The organism is Mesorhizobium sp. B2-4-12 (assembly GCF_006441575.1).
In the GTDB taxonomy this organism is placed as follows: domain Bacteria; phylum Pseudomonadota; class Alphaproteobacteria; order Rhizobiales; family Rhizobiaceae; genus Mesorhizobium.
On sequence record NZ_VFVC01000037.1, the window covers coordinates 24,931 to 39,290 of the forward strand.

The following is a 14,360-nucleotide window of genomic DNA, read 5'->3' on the forward strand; positions in this document are numbered from 1 at the left end:
TGGTCCGCGCAGCGGACGAAAAGCCAACTGCTTGGCTTTTCGAGCAACGAACGCCGGCACGGCGATGAGGGGCAGCGCCGCCTCGGGCGATTGGCTACTTGCGGCAAGTCGAGCGCCGCACGAGCACTCGATGCCTACTCAGCCGCCTCATAGCCCGCGATGCCCTTGATCTCGAGGAAATCCTCGAGGCCGTATTCGGCGTATTCGCGGCCGTTGCCGGACTGCTTGTAGCCGCCGAAGGGCAGGCCGGCGTCCCAGGTCGGGTAGTTGATGTAGACATTGCCCGATCGCATACGCGCGGCCACGTCGCGCGCCTTCTGGATGTCCTTGGCCTGGATGTAGGAGGCAAGCCCGTAGACGGTGTCGTTGGCCTGCTCGACCGCCTGTTCCACCGTGTCATAGGGCAGGATCGCCAGCACCGGCCCGAAGATCTCCTCGCGCGCGATACGCATGTCGTGGGTGACGTCGGCGAACACGGTCGGCCTGACGAAGTAGCCGCGGTTGAGTTCGGCCGGGCGGCCGACGCCGCCCGCAACCAGCGTCGCGCCTTCGTCGATGCCGGCCTGGATCAACTCCTGGATCTTGTCGAACTGGACCTGGCTGACGACCGGGCCGAGCTTGGTGTCGGCGCCGTCGGCCGGACCGACGGTGAACTTCTCCGCGGCGGCCTTGGCATAGCCGGTGGCCTCGTCATGACGGTCGCGCGGCACGAACATGCGAGTGGGCGCATTGCAGGACTGGCCGCTATTGCCGAAGCAGCCGGCGACGCCCTTGGTGACAGCCTTGGCGAGGTCGACATCGGGGAACAGGATGTTGGCCGACTTGCCGCCAAGCTCCTGATGCACGCGCTTGACGGTGTCGGCGGCGGCCTTGGCCACCAGGATGCCGGCCCGCGTCGAACCGGTGAACGACATCATGTCGACGTCGGGGTGGCTGGACAGCGCCTGGCCGACGCCCGGGCCGTCGCCATTGACGAGGTTGAACACGCCCTTCGGCACGCCGGCTTCGTCGAGGATCTCGGCGAAGATGATGGCGTCGAGCGGCGCGATTTCCGAGGGCTTCAGCACCATGGTGCAGCCGGCGGCAAGTGCCGGGCCGACCTTGCAGGTGATCTGGTTCAGCGGCCAGTTCCACGGCGTGATCAGGCCGACGACGCCGATCGGCTCCTTGACGATGAGCGACGACCCCTTTACGTGGCGGAACTGGAAGCTCTTCAGCACCTCCGCCATCTTTTCCAGATGCGCCTGGCCGACGCCGACCTGGCTGTCGAGCGCCATCTGGCGGGGCGCGCCCATCTCGCGCGACACGGCGAGCGCCAGGTCCTTGCTGCGCTTCTTGTAGACCGCGATGACGCGGTTGAGGATATCCAGCCGCTCCTCCACCGAGGTGAAGCCGTACGTGTTGAAGGCACGCCTGGCGGCGGCCACCGCCTTGTCGACATCGGCTTTGGAGCCGAGCGATATCTGCGCGAAGACGTCCTCGTTCGACGGATCGACGACATCGAGTGTTCTGGGCACTACCGGATCGACCCATGCGCCATCGATATAGAATTGCAGATTGTGTGACATGGTTTTCTCCTGGGTGCGCCGCATGGCCGTTCCGGCCGTGATATGGGGCTTGCAATAACGATGCGCAAACGGCGCTGTCAAACGCAATCCCCGAACTGGTTGAGCCAGCGAGCCCAGTCATTGAACCAGAGTCATTGAGCCAGGCAATCGGGACGAACGGCCGCCCGCTTCAGCCTGCCAGCCTCTTGCTCATATAGACCGTCGTTCCGTTCATGAACGGCTCCTCGCGGTCGATCGCATAGCCATGCCTCTTGTAAAGCGACACATTGGCTTCGAAGGCGCCATTGGTCAGCAGGCGAAGCTCGGGGCGGTCCGCTTCGAGCGCCTTCTGCTCGGCCCGCTGCAGCAACAGCCCGCCAATGCCCCTGCCCTGTGCCTGCGGCCAAACGCAGACATTCTCGATCCAGAGGTGGTCGTCGGCCAGCATGGTTTCGATCATGCCGACAATGCGATCCTCCTCCACCGCGAGGTCGAACGGATGCTCGCGGACAGCCTCGACGTAATCGGCGCGCATCGGCAGCGGCTCGCGGCCGATCACCGGCACCCATTTGGCATAGGCGGCCCGCACGATGTCGCGGATGGCGGCGGCGTCAGCGGGTTCGGCCGGCCGAAACCGGATGGACTTGTTTGTCATCTCAACACTCCAGACATCAAAAACCCCGCCGACCTGTTCAGGTGGCGGGGCTGGAAACGAACGAACCGGACTTTATTCTGCCGGTGTTCGTCGTCGCATGGTCAGCACCCCGCTCCGCATTGTGCGGGAGCGGCGTCGGGTGCTGGCGGACGCGAAAGCAATCATGGCGCCAAGCTGGAGCAGGAAGCGCGGGACGTCAATACCGGCTCATGGCGAATGCCGCCGTCCGGGCGAAAGAGATAGTCCGCGGGTAACCCGCGTTGCGCTTCAGCGATCGATTCTCGCCTGCTGTTGCGGGGAATAGCGCTCTCCCTGCACGGCAATCGCCGAGACCGCGCTTTCGATATTGGCGAGATCGCCCGCCGTCAGCGCGACAGCGGATGATCCGATGTTCTCCTCGAGGCGACTGAGCTTGGTCGTCCCGGGGATCGGAACGATCCACGGTTTCTGCGCCAGCAACCAGGCAAGCGCGACCTGTGCCGGGGTCACCTTCTTCTCCGCCGCGATCGCGGCGATAGCATCGACCAGTGCCTGATTTGCCTTCCTGGCCTCCTCCGCGAACCGCGGGACGGTGTTGCGGAAATCGCTGCTGTCGAACCTCGTATTGGCGTCGATGGCGCCGGTCAGGAACCCCTTGCCCAGGGGGCTGAAGGGCACGAAGCCGATGCCCAGTTCTTCGAGGACAGGCAGGATCGCCTCCTCGGGTTCGCGCCACCACAGCGAGTACTCGCTTTGAAGCGCGGCGACCGGCTGCACCGCATGGGCGCGACGGATGGTGCGTACGCCCGCCTCGGAGAGGCCGAAATGCTTCACCTTGCCTTGGCCGATCAGGTCCTTCACCGTGCCCGCCACCTCTTCGATCGGCACGACCGGATCGACACGGTGCTGATAGAGAAGATCGATGCGGTCGGTCCTCAGCCGCTTGAGCGAAGCCTCGACGACGTCGCGAATATGCTGCGGCCGGCTGTCCATGCCCTCGTGTCCGGCCGTGGCGGCGATGTCGATGCCGAATTTGGTGGCGATCACCACCTGGTCGCGGATTGGCTGAAGCGCCTCACCGACGACCTCCTCGTTCTTGAACGGCCCATAGACCTCCGCGGTGTCGAAAAAGGTGACGCCGCGCTCGAACGCGGAGCGGATCAGACGGACGGCGTCCGGCGTCGCCATCGGCTGCCCGTATGACTGGCTCATGCCCATGCAGCCGAGCCCGATGGCCGAAACTTCCAGGCCGCCCTTTCCAAGTGTGCGTTTTTGCATTGTCACTGTCCTTTTTTCTCGGCCTCGGCTTGCTCAAGAACCTTGCGGGCTATGCCGATCGCGGTGCTTGCCGGCGGCCAGCCGGCATAGAAGGCGAGATGGGTGATGGTTTCGATGAGCTCGTCCCGGGTCAGGCCGTTCTCGAGCGCCCGCTTCATGTGGAACGGCATCTCGTTGATCCGGTAGCCCGAGATCAGGCAGGCAATTGTGACGAGGCTGCGGTCGCGCGGCGAAAGGCCGGGGCGCTTCCAGACATCGCCGAACAGCACTTCGTCGGTGTATCTGCCGAGCGCCGGAGCGATGTCGGAGAACGGCCCTTTGGGAGCCGCCTGTGCATAGGTCATGATGGTCTCCTTCGTTGGATCGTCGGGTTCGGGCGTGGTGCCGATGGCTTCTGTCAAGCCCCGTACTGCGTGTCGGTGACATGCTCCATCCAGTCGACGGCCTTGCCGTCGAGCGCCTCGGCAATGGCGATGTGGCTCATCGCCGTGGCCGGCGCCGCGCCATGCCAGTGCTTCTCGCCGGGCGCGAACCAGACGATGTCGCCGGGGCGGATCTGCTCGATCGGCCCACCTTCGCGCTGCACCAGGCCGGCGCCGGACAGGACGATCAGCGTCTGGCCGAGCGGATGCGTATGCCAGGCGGTGCGCGCGCCGGGCTCGAAGGTGACCGTGGCGCCGCCGACGCGGGCGGGATCGCTGCCCTGGAAGGGCGCATCGATGCGCACCGATCCGGTGAAATACTCCGCCGGGCCTTTCGCCGAGGCTTGCGAGCCGCTTCGCTTGATTTCCATGATTTCATTCCTTCTCGATGCCGGTCGGGACATTGCCGCCGGGTCCGCGGGCCGCCGGCTTCGGGCCGCCCGTTGCGATGGTCTTAATCTAGCGCGTGCGATTGGCCCGGATTAGCTGCTATATACGGCATGTACTTATGAGGAGGATTCATGAATGCCGCGCGATAACATGAACGAGCTGACCGCTTTCCTCGCCGTCGCGCGGGAAAGGAGCTTCACCAGGGCGGCGGCCAAGCTCGGCGTTTCGCAATCCGCGCTCAGCCACACGGTGCGCGCGCTGGAGGAGCGGCTGGGCGTGCGGCTTCTCACCCGCACCACGCGCAGCGTCTCGCCCACCGAAGCCGGCGAACGCCTGGCCCGCACCATCGGCCCAAGGCTCGACGAGATCGAGATGGAGCTCGCCGCCCTGAGCGCGTTGCGGGAAAAGCCGGCCGGCACCATCCGCATCACCGCTGGCGAGCATTCCGCCGACACGATCCTGTGGCCGGCACTGGCAAAATTCCTGCCCGACTATCCCGACATCAAGGTGGAGATCATCGTCGACTACGGCCTGACCGACATCGTCGCCAAGCGCTATGACGCCGGCGTGCGGCTGGGCGAACAGGTGGCGCACGACATGATCGCGGTGCGCATAAGCCCCGACATGCGCATGGCGGTGGTCGGATCGCCGGCCTATTTCGCCAAGCGGCCGAAGCCGCGCGCGCCGCAGCACCTGACCGCCCACAATTGCATCAATCTGCGGCTACCGACCTATGGCGGACTCTATGCCTGGGAGTTCGAAAAGGCCGGACGCGAGCTGAAGGTGCGCGTCGAGGGCCAGCTGATCTTCAACACGGCCGGGCTGCGCATGAATGCCGCGCTGGCCGGTTTCGGCCTTGCCTACCTGCCCGACGACGAGGTGACGGCGCACCTGGCCGACGGCCGGCTGGTGCGGGTGCTGGCCGACTGGTGCCCGCCCTTCCCCGGCTACCACCTCTACTACCCCAGCCGCCGCCAGGCGACGCCGGCCTTCTCGCTGCTTGTCGACGCGCTGCGGTACAGGGGCTAGCCGCAGCCCATCTGGACTGCACCCGCGGTCGTTCTATCTTCCTGGCGGAGTATGATGAGACGAACCCCGGAGCCATCGACGTGACCGAGACCGACCTCTATCGAGGCTATATCGACTGCCTCAACAACCAGGACTGGCCAAGGCTGCACCGCTTCGTGCACGACGAGGTGCACTATAACGGCGACCGGGTCGGGCTGTCGGATATCGCGAGATGCTGGAGCGGGATTTCCGGGACATTCCGGACCTCTATTTCGACGTCCAGCTCATGATCTCCGAGCCGCCATTCATAGCCAGCCGCCTCCAGTTCAACTGCACCCCGAAGGGAACCTTCTTCGGCTTGCCCATCAACGGCAAGAAGGTCTCCTTCAGCGAGAACGTCTTCTATGAATTCCTGAACGACCGCATCAGAAACGTCTGGTCGGTCATCGACAAGGCGGCCATCGAAGCGCAGCTTTGATATCGCGGCGCTACGCAAAGGCCCATGAATCATACCGGCGGTCAGGGGCAGTCGCTTCGCGTGTTGAATTGCTATTCTGGAGACGTTTGCACCGCCCCTCACCTGCCTGCCGGCATCCTCTCCCCGTATAGAGCGGTTCAGGCATTGATTGAAACATTGAATCGGAGGTGATTCCTGGGAAGGTGATTTTGTAATTCAAGATGCTGGCTGGATCGGAGGCCGCGTTAGAAGTTAACGTCCAGCGAATGTTCGCCCCCCATACTAACCCAGGCGAAGGTCAAATATGGATCGCGACGAAGCACAAGAGAGAGTTCGGACCTTGACGTCCGGTATGGGGCAATCCCTCATGGACGGAGGAGGCGAAGCTTTTTGGAAGCCCCGCGCGAACGAAGCGCTTGCACTGTCGATTGTGGCATACGGTCAAGTCTCTCCCGAGACGGCAACAATCACACGCGCCCTTGCCGGTATAGAGGCGAAACTCGGGAATCATGAGGAAGCTGAAGGGCTATTTCAGCAAGCCCGCGAGATTTATGATGTATTGGAAGGGCCTTTGTCCGAAGGCAGCGTCTCCATGAATCTTGGGATGGCCCAGGAAAGATTTCTTCTTGGTGATAGCGATAAAGCAATAGGTATTTGCTTTGACCGCCAAAAAGAGATTGAGCGAGTGGTCGCCGACCATCCGATGAAAGTCCGTCAACCAGGGTCGAAGATTGATCAAGTTCGATCAGCTTATATGAGCCTGCTAAATTGGCTCCTGAAATTTGGAATGACAGATCAAGCAGTAATCCAGGCGGAGACAATTTATGGCTACGACCGAAAGCAAGAGTCACGCGACGATCTCTATCTTTCGAACAGCGCGTGGCGATTGGCGGGAGCGCTGAGGCGCGCCAGACGATTGGACCAAGCGGTTTCCTTTTATCGCGAAGCAATCGCGATTGGAACTGCACCTGGCTTCCCGGACTTTGGCGGGCATAGTCTTCACGTGGCTGACCTTGCCGAATGCCTATTTGAGCTGGGCCGTCTAGAAGAAGCTGAAGCACAGATGCGCGTTTCTATAGCCCTTAGTGATAGTAAGGGAGGTCCTTTCGCCAATTCTGTAAGGGTCGAAAAATTAGAATATCTTTCGAAGATTCTCGCAGCGAAAGGGGATTGGAAGGGCGCGCTTTCCGCTCTGCTGGAGGTAAAACAAAATCACGACCAAGTGGAGAAATGGGAACGACTTACTCCTGACTGGATTAAACGCGACCGCCGCATCCAAGCCCTGATAAGTGTAATGTCAGAAATAAGATAGCGAAGGACAATTTTCCTAGTTATATGCTTGACGTACCGGAAAATTTTCCTATGATTTACGCCGACTGGCCGGCACCAAATTCAGATAGCGTTCTTGAGGAGATTGACGGCTTCAACCGTCGCCGACCTGAGCGACCGGACGGTATCAAGGATGCTCTCACCCTCAAAGGGCTGTCCTTTGTCGAAAACTATCTTGAAGGCCGCCTTTGGATCGCCTTGAAGTACCGCCCCTGTTCCGCCTTGGAAGGAAATAAATTCGGCCTTCTGGGAATGCTCAACTGTGAGGCTAAGATTGTAGATGCCTCCCCCTGTTTTCGCGCCGGAGCTATCGACAAATTCAAGCCGTTCTATAGCCATGCGAGAGACGGTGGGAATAAGGACGATATGTTTGTCGGTGATGTCGAGCCTGTGGAGTCCGTACAGTCCGAACTTCCCTCCTTCGTAAGGCTGTATCTCATCCAAGATGACCGCGATGACCTCGTCGCTTGGCGTCAATCCCTTCTCTTTTTGTCCGTTGATGGAACCTTCAAGAGACTTCCTATCCTTGCCGAATGGGAAGCGTCGGTGTTCGCTGAAGTTGGCGGAGTTGGCGTCGGCGACGATGTGGTACGCGTGATCAAGGGCAACTCGCAGATTATGGAGCGCATCACCAAGGACTGTGGGAGTGTTTTTGGGAAACGTGGTTTGCCGTGGGGATTGCCCCGCCTTCAGCCTTCTGTGATTGCGCTCGGGCCGCAAACGCTTCACGTTATTACCGACGTAGTGCCGGAAAATGATTTCGAGTTGGCCGATGTGATAGTCGGCCCGTTCAACCTTTAGCAAGGGTCCATAGAAGTCCGCTTTTGCCATGTCTGAAACCCCAAAAGACAAAGACCAGGAAAGGGCGACGAGATTTTGCGCCGCCTATTGAAGACGCCGCCGAAGCCGCATGAGCCCAAGCTGGAGAAAAAGGATACGGATAGTGGTGACGAAAAGCCAAAGAAATAGGCGCGACTATCTTGCCGCTCCGGAAATGTCGGCGCGGTTTGCACTCATTGGGGAAGATCCGATGATTTCCGTTTCCCGCGCCGAATTGTTTCTGGACTTTATAGCTTCCTCGCCTGATTTGCGGCCACGTTCGTCACCTGTACGCGAAGCTGCTGAACCTCCAACTTCATTGCGCGCAACTCAGCGACAATCTCACGAAGGGCCTGTACCTTCGATTCCTCCATCGACTGTTCGATTGTAAGCCTATTGTCTGCCATCATATTCCCTCCTGTTGAAAATGACGGGATATTACTTCTTTTTTTGCAGACGCAAGAGTCGTTTCGCCTTTTGCTTAAGCGAGATCGGCTTCACCAATCCGCCGATGGGTAAGGCGCTTGTCACGGGCCATGCGAAGCAAATCTTCGGCACGTTCTGCATCTGACACTTTAAGCGCCGTGCGGCGGTTATAGCGAAAATCGAACTCGGCAAGGTAGCTGTGCAAGTGGGCTTCGCCGCAATGCTGATAGATGCCGACCAGAGGCGCGAGGAGTCGGTGTAGAGCGTCGAGTTGCGGTCAACGTTGCGGACCAGCACGTCACGCACGGTCGCCTTGGTGGCGTCGTTAAGGTGGAACATGCGGGCTTTGCCGCCGCGCTCGACCAGACCGACAACAATGCGTTCGTGTGCACCGCCGCCCTTGCCTTTCTTGGTGAATGGGCGGCCCTTGCGCTGCTCTGAAACGCGGGGCGTCTCGCGCTTGCCGATGTAGGTTTCGTCGGCTTCGACGGTTTTGCCTTCGCCGCCAAGCGGGCCAGATGACTTAACGTCTTCCTTCATGGCTTCGCGAATGCGGTGCGCTATGAACCAAGCGGTTTTGTAGGTGACGCCAAGCATTCGGTGCAGTTGGTGCGCGGACATGCCTTTCTTGGATGAGGCATATAGATGCGAGGCCAGCACCCACTTGTGCAGGCCGATCTTGGAGCGCTCAAACACAGTGCCAACGGTGACAGAGAACGGCAGGCGGCATTCGTTGCACTTGTAGACGCCGGGACGAGTGGACTTGCCCGCAAGCTTGGTGATGCGCTCCGGATTGGCATTGCCGCAATGAGGGCAGAACGGACCATGCGGCCAATGAATGGCCTCCAAATGCTCGCGGGCCTTGTCGGCGTCGTGGTAGATTTCGGCGGTCAGAGACGGGCAGAGGGGCGCTGTCGCCGATCATTTCGCCAATCGCCTACGCTAAAGAACAAGCGCCGAGTCGAAACTGCCCTTTCGTCCCTATACGGGGAGTTGAGAAGTGGTCCGCGCAGCGGACGAAAAAGCCGATTGCTTTTCGAACGACGAACACCCGGCAAGGCAATGAGGGCTGCGCTGGCGTCAGAAGGGTTTACGCAATCGTTCGTAAAAATCGATCATTATAACGAAAATAATTCGTTGGAAAGATTGATCGTGAAATGACATTTCTCCGGCACACTCGCCTGGAGAATTGCATTGTCTTCCCTGACCCGCATCGCGAACGATATTCCGAAAAGCACGATTTCCGCCGATCTGGCGGCCGGGCGCAAGCGCCTCGATTCGCTGTGGAACTGCATCATCCCCGGCATCGTGCTGGTGGCGATGATCACCGCCGTCGCCTTCTCGGCGCGCAATGTCTCCGGCTTTGCCCTGTTCAGCCCGATGATCCTGGCCGTCGTCGCCGGCATGGTCTATTCCAACGTGCTCGGCACGCCGGCGCATGCCAAGGCCGGCATCGCCTTCTCGCAAAAGCGCCTGCTTCGCTTCGCCATCGTGCTGCTCGGCTTCCAGCTGACGCTCGGCCAGGTCGTCTCGATCGGCGCTAGCGGCGTCGGCATCGTCGCGCTGACCCTTGGCGCGACCTTCCTCTTCACCATCACGCTTGGCCGGCTGATCGGCGTCGACGCCAAGCTGGCGCAGCTGATTGCCGCCGGCACCTCGATCTGCGGCGCCTCGGCGATCGTGGCCACCAACATCGTCACCGATGCGCGCGACGAGGACGTCACCTATGCCGTCGCTTCGATCACGCTGTTCGGCACCGTCGCCATGCTCGGCTTCCCGCTGCTGGCGCCGCTGCTTGGCCTCGACCAGCACGCTTTCGGCCTGTGGGCCGGCGCCTCGATCCACGAGGTGGCGCAGGTCATCGGCGCCGGCTTCCAGAACGGCACCCAGTCCGGCGAGATCGCCACCGTCGCCAAGCTGACACGCGTCGCCATGCTGGCGCCGATGGTCGTCGCGCTCGGCCTGATGGCGCGCCGAAGGAGCAGCGGCGACCAGTCGGCAGCGCGGCCGCCCATGCCATGGTTCGTCGCCGCCTTTGTCGCCGTCGTGGCGCTGAACAGCCTTGTCGCCATACCCGTCGAGCTGAAGCAGGCAATGGTGCTCGCCACCACCATCATGCTCGCCATGGGTCTTGCCGCCATGGGCCTGCAGGCCGACATTTCGCAACTGCGCTCGCGCGGCCTGCGCCCGCTGGCGCTGGCCTTCTCGGCCTTCCTGTTCATCGGCTGCTTCAGCCTGATGCTGGTGAAGCTGGTCTGAGCAGCCGTCAATCCTCGAACGAGCTCGCCGCGACATAGAGCGCCGCGAGCTTTTCGATGCCGGCCTGGTCTTCCCCGTCGAAACGGCCCGGCGTCGGGCTGTCGAGATCGAGCACGCCGAAGACGCCGTCATTGTCTTCCAGAAGCACGACCAGTTCCGAGCGCGAGTCGGCGTCGCAGGCGATGTGGCCGGGGAAATCGTGCACGTCCTTGATCAGCATCGAGGTGCCGAGCTCGACCGCGGTCCCGCACACGCCCCTGCCGACGGCGATGCGTACACAGGCCGGCTTGCCCTGGAACGGGCCGAGCACCAGTTCCTCGTCCGAGGCCAGGAAATAGAAGCCGGCCCAGTTGAGGTCGGGCACCATCTGGAAGATCAGCGCCGCGGTGTTGGCGGCGTTGGCGATCGAGTCCTCCTCGCCCTCGAGCAGCCCCTTCAGTTGCGCCGCCAGATCGCGGTAGAACGCCGGCTTGTCCGAGGTGTCGATGGCCTTGGCCGCAAACATGGCTTGTCTCCGTAGGAAATCAGCGGTTCCATTTCCGCAACTCTGCACCAAACGAGCACCGGATCATATAGCGCCACGCACGATCTGTGTTGATGTCATCGCACTGTGCCGCTTATATGTCAGTGCTGGTTCACTCCGGCCATTCTTCGGGCTGCCAGTCGCGCGACGTGTGGATTACCCGAACGATGGAAATGAACTCCCGCCCCGCCTGCATGGTGAGCGAATAAGCGATGATGTATGGCAAGCCGGTGACGACTTTCTCATAGCTGCCGGACACGCGCCCCGGCCGCCCGGTCGGCATTTTTCCAAGGGCTGTGCCGGCACCGCGAATAAGATCCGCAACACGGCGTGCGGCCACCGGATTGTCGGCGGCGATATAGGCAAGTTGCTGCTTGAGGTCGTCCAGTGCCTCGCGCGACCATTGAACGGGCCGAGTCATCCCTTGCCCTTGGCAGCATCGATGACGGCATGGAGCTCCGCCATCGCTTCATCATGGGGAACCACGCGACCGGCCGCGACATCAGCCATACCGCGTTTGATCCCGTCGACAATTGAAAGTTCTCGTTCGACATAGGCGGAAACGGCTTCGGCCGCGAGATAGGATTTGCTGCGTCGGGTGTTCGTCGCCAGCCGGCCGAGTTTTTCCTTGATTTCCGGCGTAACGCGGATCGTCATGGTGGTGCTAGCTGTCATAGTGAAAGCCTCGTGTTTAACTGTGTACATACTGGCGCAAAATGACTTTGAAAACCAGACCTGTGCCGACCGACGGCGAAATCCGCCGCTGACGCGCGATATGACGCTGGGCGCACGATGGCAGACCGATGAGCCGCCGTGCGGCTGACCGCCTCGCGAAAGGCCTGAAAGCCTACGCCGCCTTCCGGACCTCGATTGTCAGATGCGACAAGGACCGGAACCGCGCCAGCCGGCTGCGATAGTAATCCTGTTGCCGGCGCGTCCGCGTTACCACCGAGACGATGGCGCCGAGATGGCCCGGCCCGAGCCGCCACAGATGCAGGTCGGCAAGCTGGTCGCCTTCGCTCTCGATGGTCCGGCGCAGGCTTTCGGCCATGCCGCGGTCGGGATTCATGTCGAGCAGCACGGCGCTGGTATCCCGGATCAGCCCCAGCGCCCAGTTGGCGATGACCACCGCGCCGACAATGCCGGCAACCGGATCCATCCACAACCAGCCGAAGGCGCGGGCCAGGATCAGGCCGATAATGACCAGCACGGACACCGCCGCGTCGGCGATGACATGGACCACGGCGGCGCGCATGTTGTTGTCATGCGAGGCCTTGCCGTGCGCATGCTCATGTTCCTCGAACAGGACCGGATAGGTTCGTCCGCCGATCCTGACATTGGCCTCGAAGGCATGCGGCTCGGGAATCGCCTCGATGGATTCCAGGCCATCGCCCCGATCCCTGAAGGCGAAGCTCTGCCGGGCACCATCCGACCGCACCGTTTCTATCGAGACGGACGACGAAGCAAGCGCCACGCCCGATTGAGAATGCAGCCGGAAGCGCGGCGGCACGCCCTCCTCGAACACTTCCAGCACGACCTCGCCATCCGCCGTGGCGATCCGATGCGTCTCGTCATGCCCGTGCGCGGTCGCGTGCTCATGACCGTGGCCACGCCCATGATCATGTTCATGACCGCCGCCGAGCAGCCATGCGCTGGCAATGTTGACGGCAAGGCCAAGGCAGGCGACCGGGATGGCCTCGGCAAAATGGATCGGCACGGGCGTATGGAGGCGCATGACGGATTCGTAGCAGATCAGCAATGCGATCATGGCCAGGATGATGGCGCTGGTGAAGCCGGCGAGGTCGCCGAGCTTGCCGGTGCCGAAGGTGAAGCGCTGGTCGCCGGCATGCCGGCGCGCATAGGTATAAGCAAGCGCCGCCAGAAGCAGCGCACCGGCATGCGTGCTCATGTGCAGCCCGTCTGCGACAAGGGCGATCGAGCCGAACAGAAAGCCGCCGACGATCTCGGCCACCATCATGGCCGCGCAGAGCCAGATCACCGCCCAGGTCTTGCCTTCGCTCTTCCGGTGTTCCTCGCCCAGGAACATATGGCTGTGGAAAGCCGCTGCGCTGTTGGCTTCGGTCATGGCGGAACTCATTTCACGTAGGTGCGGACGACATCGAGCAACTGCTCGACCGCTTCGCTGTTGAGCGCGCCGGGGTGGCGCTCGGAATCGACCAGGTGCGTGCGCACATGATCCTCGATCACCTCGCCCATCAGCCCGGTCATTGCGCCGCGCGCGCCGGCGATGAGATGCATGACCGCCTCGCAGCCGGCCTCACTGTCGAGAGCCCGCTCGATGGCTTCGACCTGCCCCCTGATGCGGCGCACGCGCGCCAGAAGCTTCTGCTTTTCCCGGACCGTGTGTGTCATGCCGACCGGCTTAGCATAGCCCCCTACCCTATACAATGAGGCGAGCAGTCCGCCCTCGCAATCATGGTGCCCGGCATGCCGGGACTGATGGACAGGCGTGCCAAAATGATTTGCGACCGGCACGAAATATTTAAAAATATCATTTCGGCATCCGCTTTCCCGCGATCCGCGGACCGCCAAATATTTCAAAAATTTGAATTTTATCGGCCGAGCGCCTATTTATCCGACAAGTTTGTTTCCGCGATTTCTGCATGAAGGAGATTTGTTCGATGGCTGATGGCAATCAGACTCTAATGGCGAAAGCCGAAGCTCGTTTTGTCGACAAGCAGAAGAAGACGGCGGAGCGTAGCAAGGCGACCGCCGAATACATCTCCGAGGCGCGCGCCAGGGAGATCAAGACGGCAAGACTGAGGCAGTTGCGGCTGGCCAAGGAAGAGGCCGATCGGATAGCGGAAGCTGAGAACCCGGCGCCGAAGAAGAAACGGGCGGTGAAAAAGGCCTAGGAGGACTGCCAGAAGGGTGTGAAGCGCCCGGAATTGCGTCGGAGCATAGAGCCCAGGAGGCCAAGATGAGCCTGACCTTTCCCAATCGCAGCCGCAGCTATGACGAAGCCGGCAAGCGCATCCGGTTCGTCGGCCATGACGGCATGTTCCAGATATCCTTTTCCGTCGCCGCCGATGCGATGTCTAAGATAAAGCCGTCGACCGTGGCCAACGAAGCGGGCTACCTGGCCACGTTCGACGCCGAGGGCAGCGCCATCCGGGACGTGGCGTCGAAAGCCTACGACCGCACCCGCAAAAGCCTGTATGTGCTGACGGCCGATGATTTCCGCTGAGAATGTTGAACCGAGGCTTCAGAGATTTGCCGTCTCCAGCGTAGCCGCTCCGCCACGAGG

16 protein-coding genes and 2 pseudogenes are annotated in these 14,360 nt (G+C 61.5%); 7 read left to right on the forward strand and 11 right to left on the reverse strand.

Annotated features, from left to right (window positions below; translation table 11 throughout):
• Positions 1-134: 134 nt before the first annotated feature.
• The 5 genes from FJ934_RS20595 to FJ934_RS20615 form a co-directional block, all read right to left on the reverse strand.
• Positions 135-1,568 (reverse strand): aldehyde dehydrogenase family protein, encoded by a 1,434-nt coding sequence (locus tag FJ934_RS20595; RefSeq protein ID WP_140611813.1) that lies wholly within the window; start codon positions 1,566-1,568, stop codon positions 135-137.
• A gap of 169 nt (positions 1,569-1,737) precedes the next feature.
• The gene (locus tag FJ934_RS20600; protein WP_140611816.1) at positions 1,738-2,202 is read right to left on the reverse strand and encodes a GNAT family N-acetyltransferase; all 465 of its coding nucleotides are present in this window, start codon (positions 2,200-2,202) and stop codon (positions 1,738-1,740) included.
• 267 nt (positions 2,203-2,469) lie between these two features.
• Positions 2,470-3,459: an aldo/keto reductase gene (locus FJ934_RS20605; protein WP_140611818.1), complete on the reverse strand. Its 990-nt coding sequence runs from the start codon at positions 3,457-3,459 to the stop codon at positions 2,470-2,472.
• 2 nt (positions 3,460-3,461) lie between these two features.
• The gene (locus FJ934_RS20610; protein WP_226890662.1) at positions 3,462-3,860 is read right to left on the reverse strand and encodes a carboxymuconolactone decarboxylase family protein; all 399 of its coding nucleotides are present in this window, start codon (positions 3,858-3,860) and stop codon (positions 3,462-3,464) included.
• Positions 3,857-4,252, reverse strand: a complete 396-nt coding sequence (locus FJ934_RS20615; protein ID WP_140611820.1) for a cupin domain-containing protein — start codon at positions 4,250-4,252, stop codon at positions 3,857-3,859. The genes FJ934_RS20610 and FJ934_RS20615 overlap by 4 nt, the downstream gene beginning before the upstream one ends.
• Before the next feature lie 154 nt (positions 4,253-4,406).
• Here FJ934_RS20615 and FJ934_RS20620 point away from each other — a divergent pair, with 154 nt between their 5' ends.
• The 4 genes and pseudogenes from FJ934_RS20620 to FJ934_RS20635 all read left to right on the forward strand — a co-directional run bounded on the left by FJ934_RS20620 (position 4,407) and on the right by FJ934_RS20635 (position 7,866).
• Positions 4,407-5,300, forward strand: coding sequence for a LysR family transcriptional regulator (locus FJ934_RS20620; RefSeq protein ID WP_140611823.1), 894 nt, complete (start codon positions 4,407-4,409; stop codon positions 5,298-5,300).
• A gap of 80 nt (positions 5,301-5,380) precedes the next feature.
• A pseudogene (locus tag FJ934_RS20625) lies at positions 5,381-5,757 on the forward strand (ester cyclase).
• A 283-nt stretch (positions 5,758-6,040) separates the two neighbouring features.
• Complete coding sequence (locus FJ934_RS20630; protein ID WP_140611825.1) at positions 6,041-7,048, forward strand: tetratricopeptide repeat protein; 1,008 nt, start codon at positions 6,041-6,043, stop codon at positions 7,046-7,048.
• A 50-nt stretch (positions 7,049-7,098) separates the two neighbouring features.
• A complete protein-coding gene (locus FJ934_RS20635; protein WP_140611827.1) occupies positions 7,099-7,866 on the forward strand; it encodes a hypothetical protein in 768 nt (255 codons plus the stop codon).
• Positions 7,867-8,365: 499 nt separating this feature from the next.
• On the opposite strand, the pseudogene FJ934_RS20640 reads toward FJ934_RS20635, so the two are convergent.
• Positions 8,366-9,204 (reverse strand): annotated as a pseudogene (locus tag FJ934_RS20640) (IS1595 family transposase).
• A gap of 300 nt (positions 9,205-9,504) precedes the next feature.
• Between FJ934_RS20640 and FJ934_RS20645 the strand changes: the two are divergent.
• A complete protein-coding gene (locus tag FJ934_RS20645; RefSeq protein ID WP_140611829.1) occupies positions 9,505-10,569 on the forward strand; it encodes a YeiH family protein in 1,065 nt (354 codons plus the stop codon).
• Positions 10,570-10,576: 7 nt separating this feature from the next.
• Here FJ934_RS20645 and FJ934_RS20650 read toward each other — a convergent pair whose 3' ends face one another.
• The 5 genes from FJ934_RS20650 to FJ934_RS20670 all read right to left on the reverse strand — a co-directional run bounded on the left by FJ934_RS20650 (position 10,577) and on the right by FJ934_RS20670 (position 13,465).
• Positions 10,577-11,074 carry a GAF domain-containing protein gene (locus tag FJ934_RS20650; RefSeq protein WP_140611832.1) on the reverse strand — a complete coding sequence of 166 codons (498 nt, stop codon included), beginning with the start codon at positions 11,072-11,074 and terminating at the stop codon, positions 10,577-10,579.
• A 130-nt stretch (positions 11,075-11,204) separates the two neighbouring features.
• Complete coding sequence (locus FJ934_RS20655; RefSeq protein ID WP_140611834.1) at positions 11,205-11,513, reverse strand: type II toxin-antitoxin system RelE/ParE family toxin; 309 nt, start codon at positions 11,511-11,513, stop codon at positions 11,205-11,207.
• Positions 11,510-11,767 carry a CopG family ribbon-helix-helix protein gene (locus FJ934_RS20660; protein ID WP_140611895.1) on the reverse strand — a complete coding sequence of 86 codons (258 nt, stop codon included), beginning with the start codon at positions 11,765-11,767 and terminating at the stop codon, positions 11,510-11,512. Before FJ934_RS20660 ends, FJ934_RS20655 begins: the two co-directional genes overlap by 4 nt.
• Positions 11,768-11,939: 172 nt before the next feature.
• Entirely contained in the window at positions 11,940-13,178 is a 1,239-nt protein-coding gene (gene dmeF / locus FJ934_RS20665) for a CDF family Co(II)/Ni(II) efflux transporter DmeF (protein ID WP_140611836.1), read from the reverse strand.
• Positions 13,179-13,186: 8 nt separating this feature from the next.
• Positions 13,187-13,465: a metal/formaldehyde-sensitive transcriptional repressor gene (locus FJ934_RS20670; RefSeq protein WP_140611839.1), complete on the reverse strand. Its 279-nt coding sequence runs from the start codon at positions 13,463-13,465 to the stop codon at positions 13,187-13,189.
• Between the two features lie 269 nt (positions 13,466-13,734).
• On the opposite strand from FJ934_RS20670, the gene FJ934_RS20675 reads away from it, so the two are divergent.
• Both FJ934_RS20675 and FJ934_RS20680 read left to right on the forward strand, forming a co-directional pair.
• The gene (locus FJ934_RS20675) at positions 13,735-13,968 is read left to right on the forward strand and encodes a hypothetical protein (protein WP_140611841.1); all 234 of its coding nucleotides are present in this window, start codon (positions 13,735-13,737) and stop codon (positions 13,966-13,968) included.
• A gap of 65 nt (positions 13,969-14,033) precedes the next feature.
• Positions 14,034-14,300, forward strand: coding sequence for a DUF1488 domain-containing protein (locus tag FJ934_RS20680; RefSeq protein WP_140611844.1), 267 nt, complete (start codon positions 14,034-14,036; stop codon positions 14,298-14,300).
• The last annotated feature ends 60 nt before the right edge of the window (positions 14,301-14,360 follow it).

Bases quoted from the DNA above. Each gene is read 5' to 3' on its own strand.
- FJ934_RS20595 (WP_140611813.1), bottom strand. From the start codon at position 1,568: ATGTCACACAATCTGCAATTCTATATCGATGGCGCATGGGTCGATCCG.
- FJ934_RS20600 (WP_140611816.1), bottom strand. From the start codon at position 2,202: ATGACAAACAAGTCCATCCGGTTTCGGCCGGCCGAACCCGCTGACGCC.
- FJ934_RS20605 (WP_140611818.1), bottom strand. From the start codon at position 3,459: ATGCAAAAACGCACACTTGGAAAGGGCGGCCTGGAAGTTTCGGCCATC.
- FJ934_RS20615 (WP_140611820.1), bottom strand. From the start codon at position 4,252: ATGGAAATCAAGCGAAGCGGCTCGCAAGCCTCGGCGAAAGGCCCGGCG.
- FJ934_RS20620 (WP_140611823.1), top strand. From the start codon at position 4,407: ATGCCGCGCGATAACATGAACGAGCTGACCGCTTTCCTCGCCGTCGCG.
- FJ934_RS20630 (WP_140611825.1), top strand. From the start codon at position 6,041: ATGGATCGCGACGAAGCACAAGAGAGAGTTCGGACCTTGACGTCCGGT.
- FJ934_RS20635 (WP_140611827.1), top strand. From the start codon at position 7,099: ATGATTTACGCCGACTGGCCGGCACCAAATTCAGATAGCGTTCTTGAG.
- FJ934_RS20650 (WP_140611832.1), bottom strand. From the start codon at position 11,074: ATGTTTGCGGCCAAGGCCATCGACACCTCGGACAAGCCGGCGTTCTAC.
- FJ934_RS20655 (WP_140611834.1), bottom strand. From the start codon at position 11,513: ATGACTCGGCCCGTTCAATGGTCGCGCGAGGCACTGGACGACCTCAAG.
- FJ934_RS20660 (WP_140611895.1), bottom strand. From the start codon at position 11,767: ATGACAGCTAGCACCACCATGACGATCCGCGTTACGCCGGAAATCAAG.
- dmeF (WP_140611836.1), bottom strand. From the start codon at position 13,178: ATGACCGAAGCCAACAGCGCAGCGGCTTTCCACAGCCATATGTTCCTG.
- FJ934_RS20670 (WP_140611839.1), bottom strand. From the start codon at position 13,465: ATGACACACACGGTCCGGGAAAAGCAGAAGCTTCTGGCGCGCGTGCGC.
- FJ934_RS20675 (WP_140611841.1), top strand. From the start codon at position 13,735: ATGGCTGATGGCAATCAGACTCTAATGGCGAAAGCCGAAGCTCGTTTT.
- FJ934_RS20680 (WP_140611844.1), top strand. From the start codon at position 14,034: ATGAGCCTGACCTTTCCCAATCGCAGCCGCAGCTATGACGAAGCCGGC.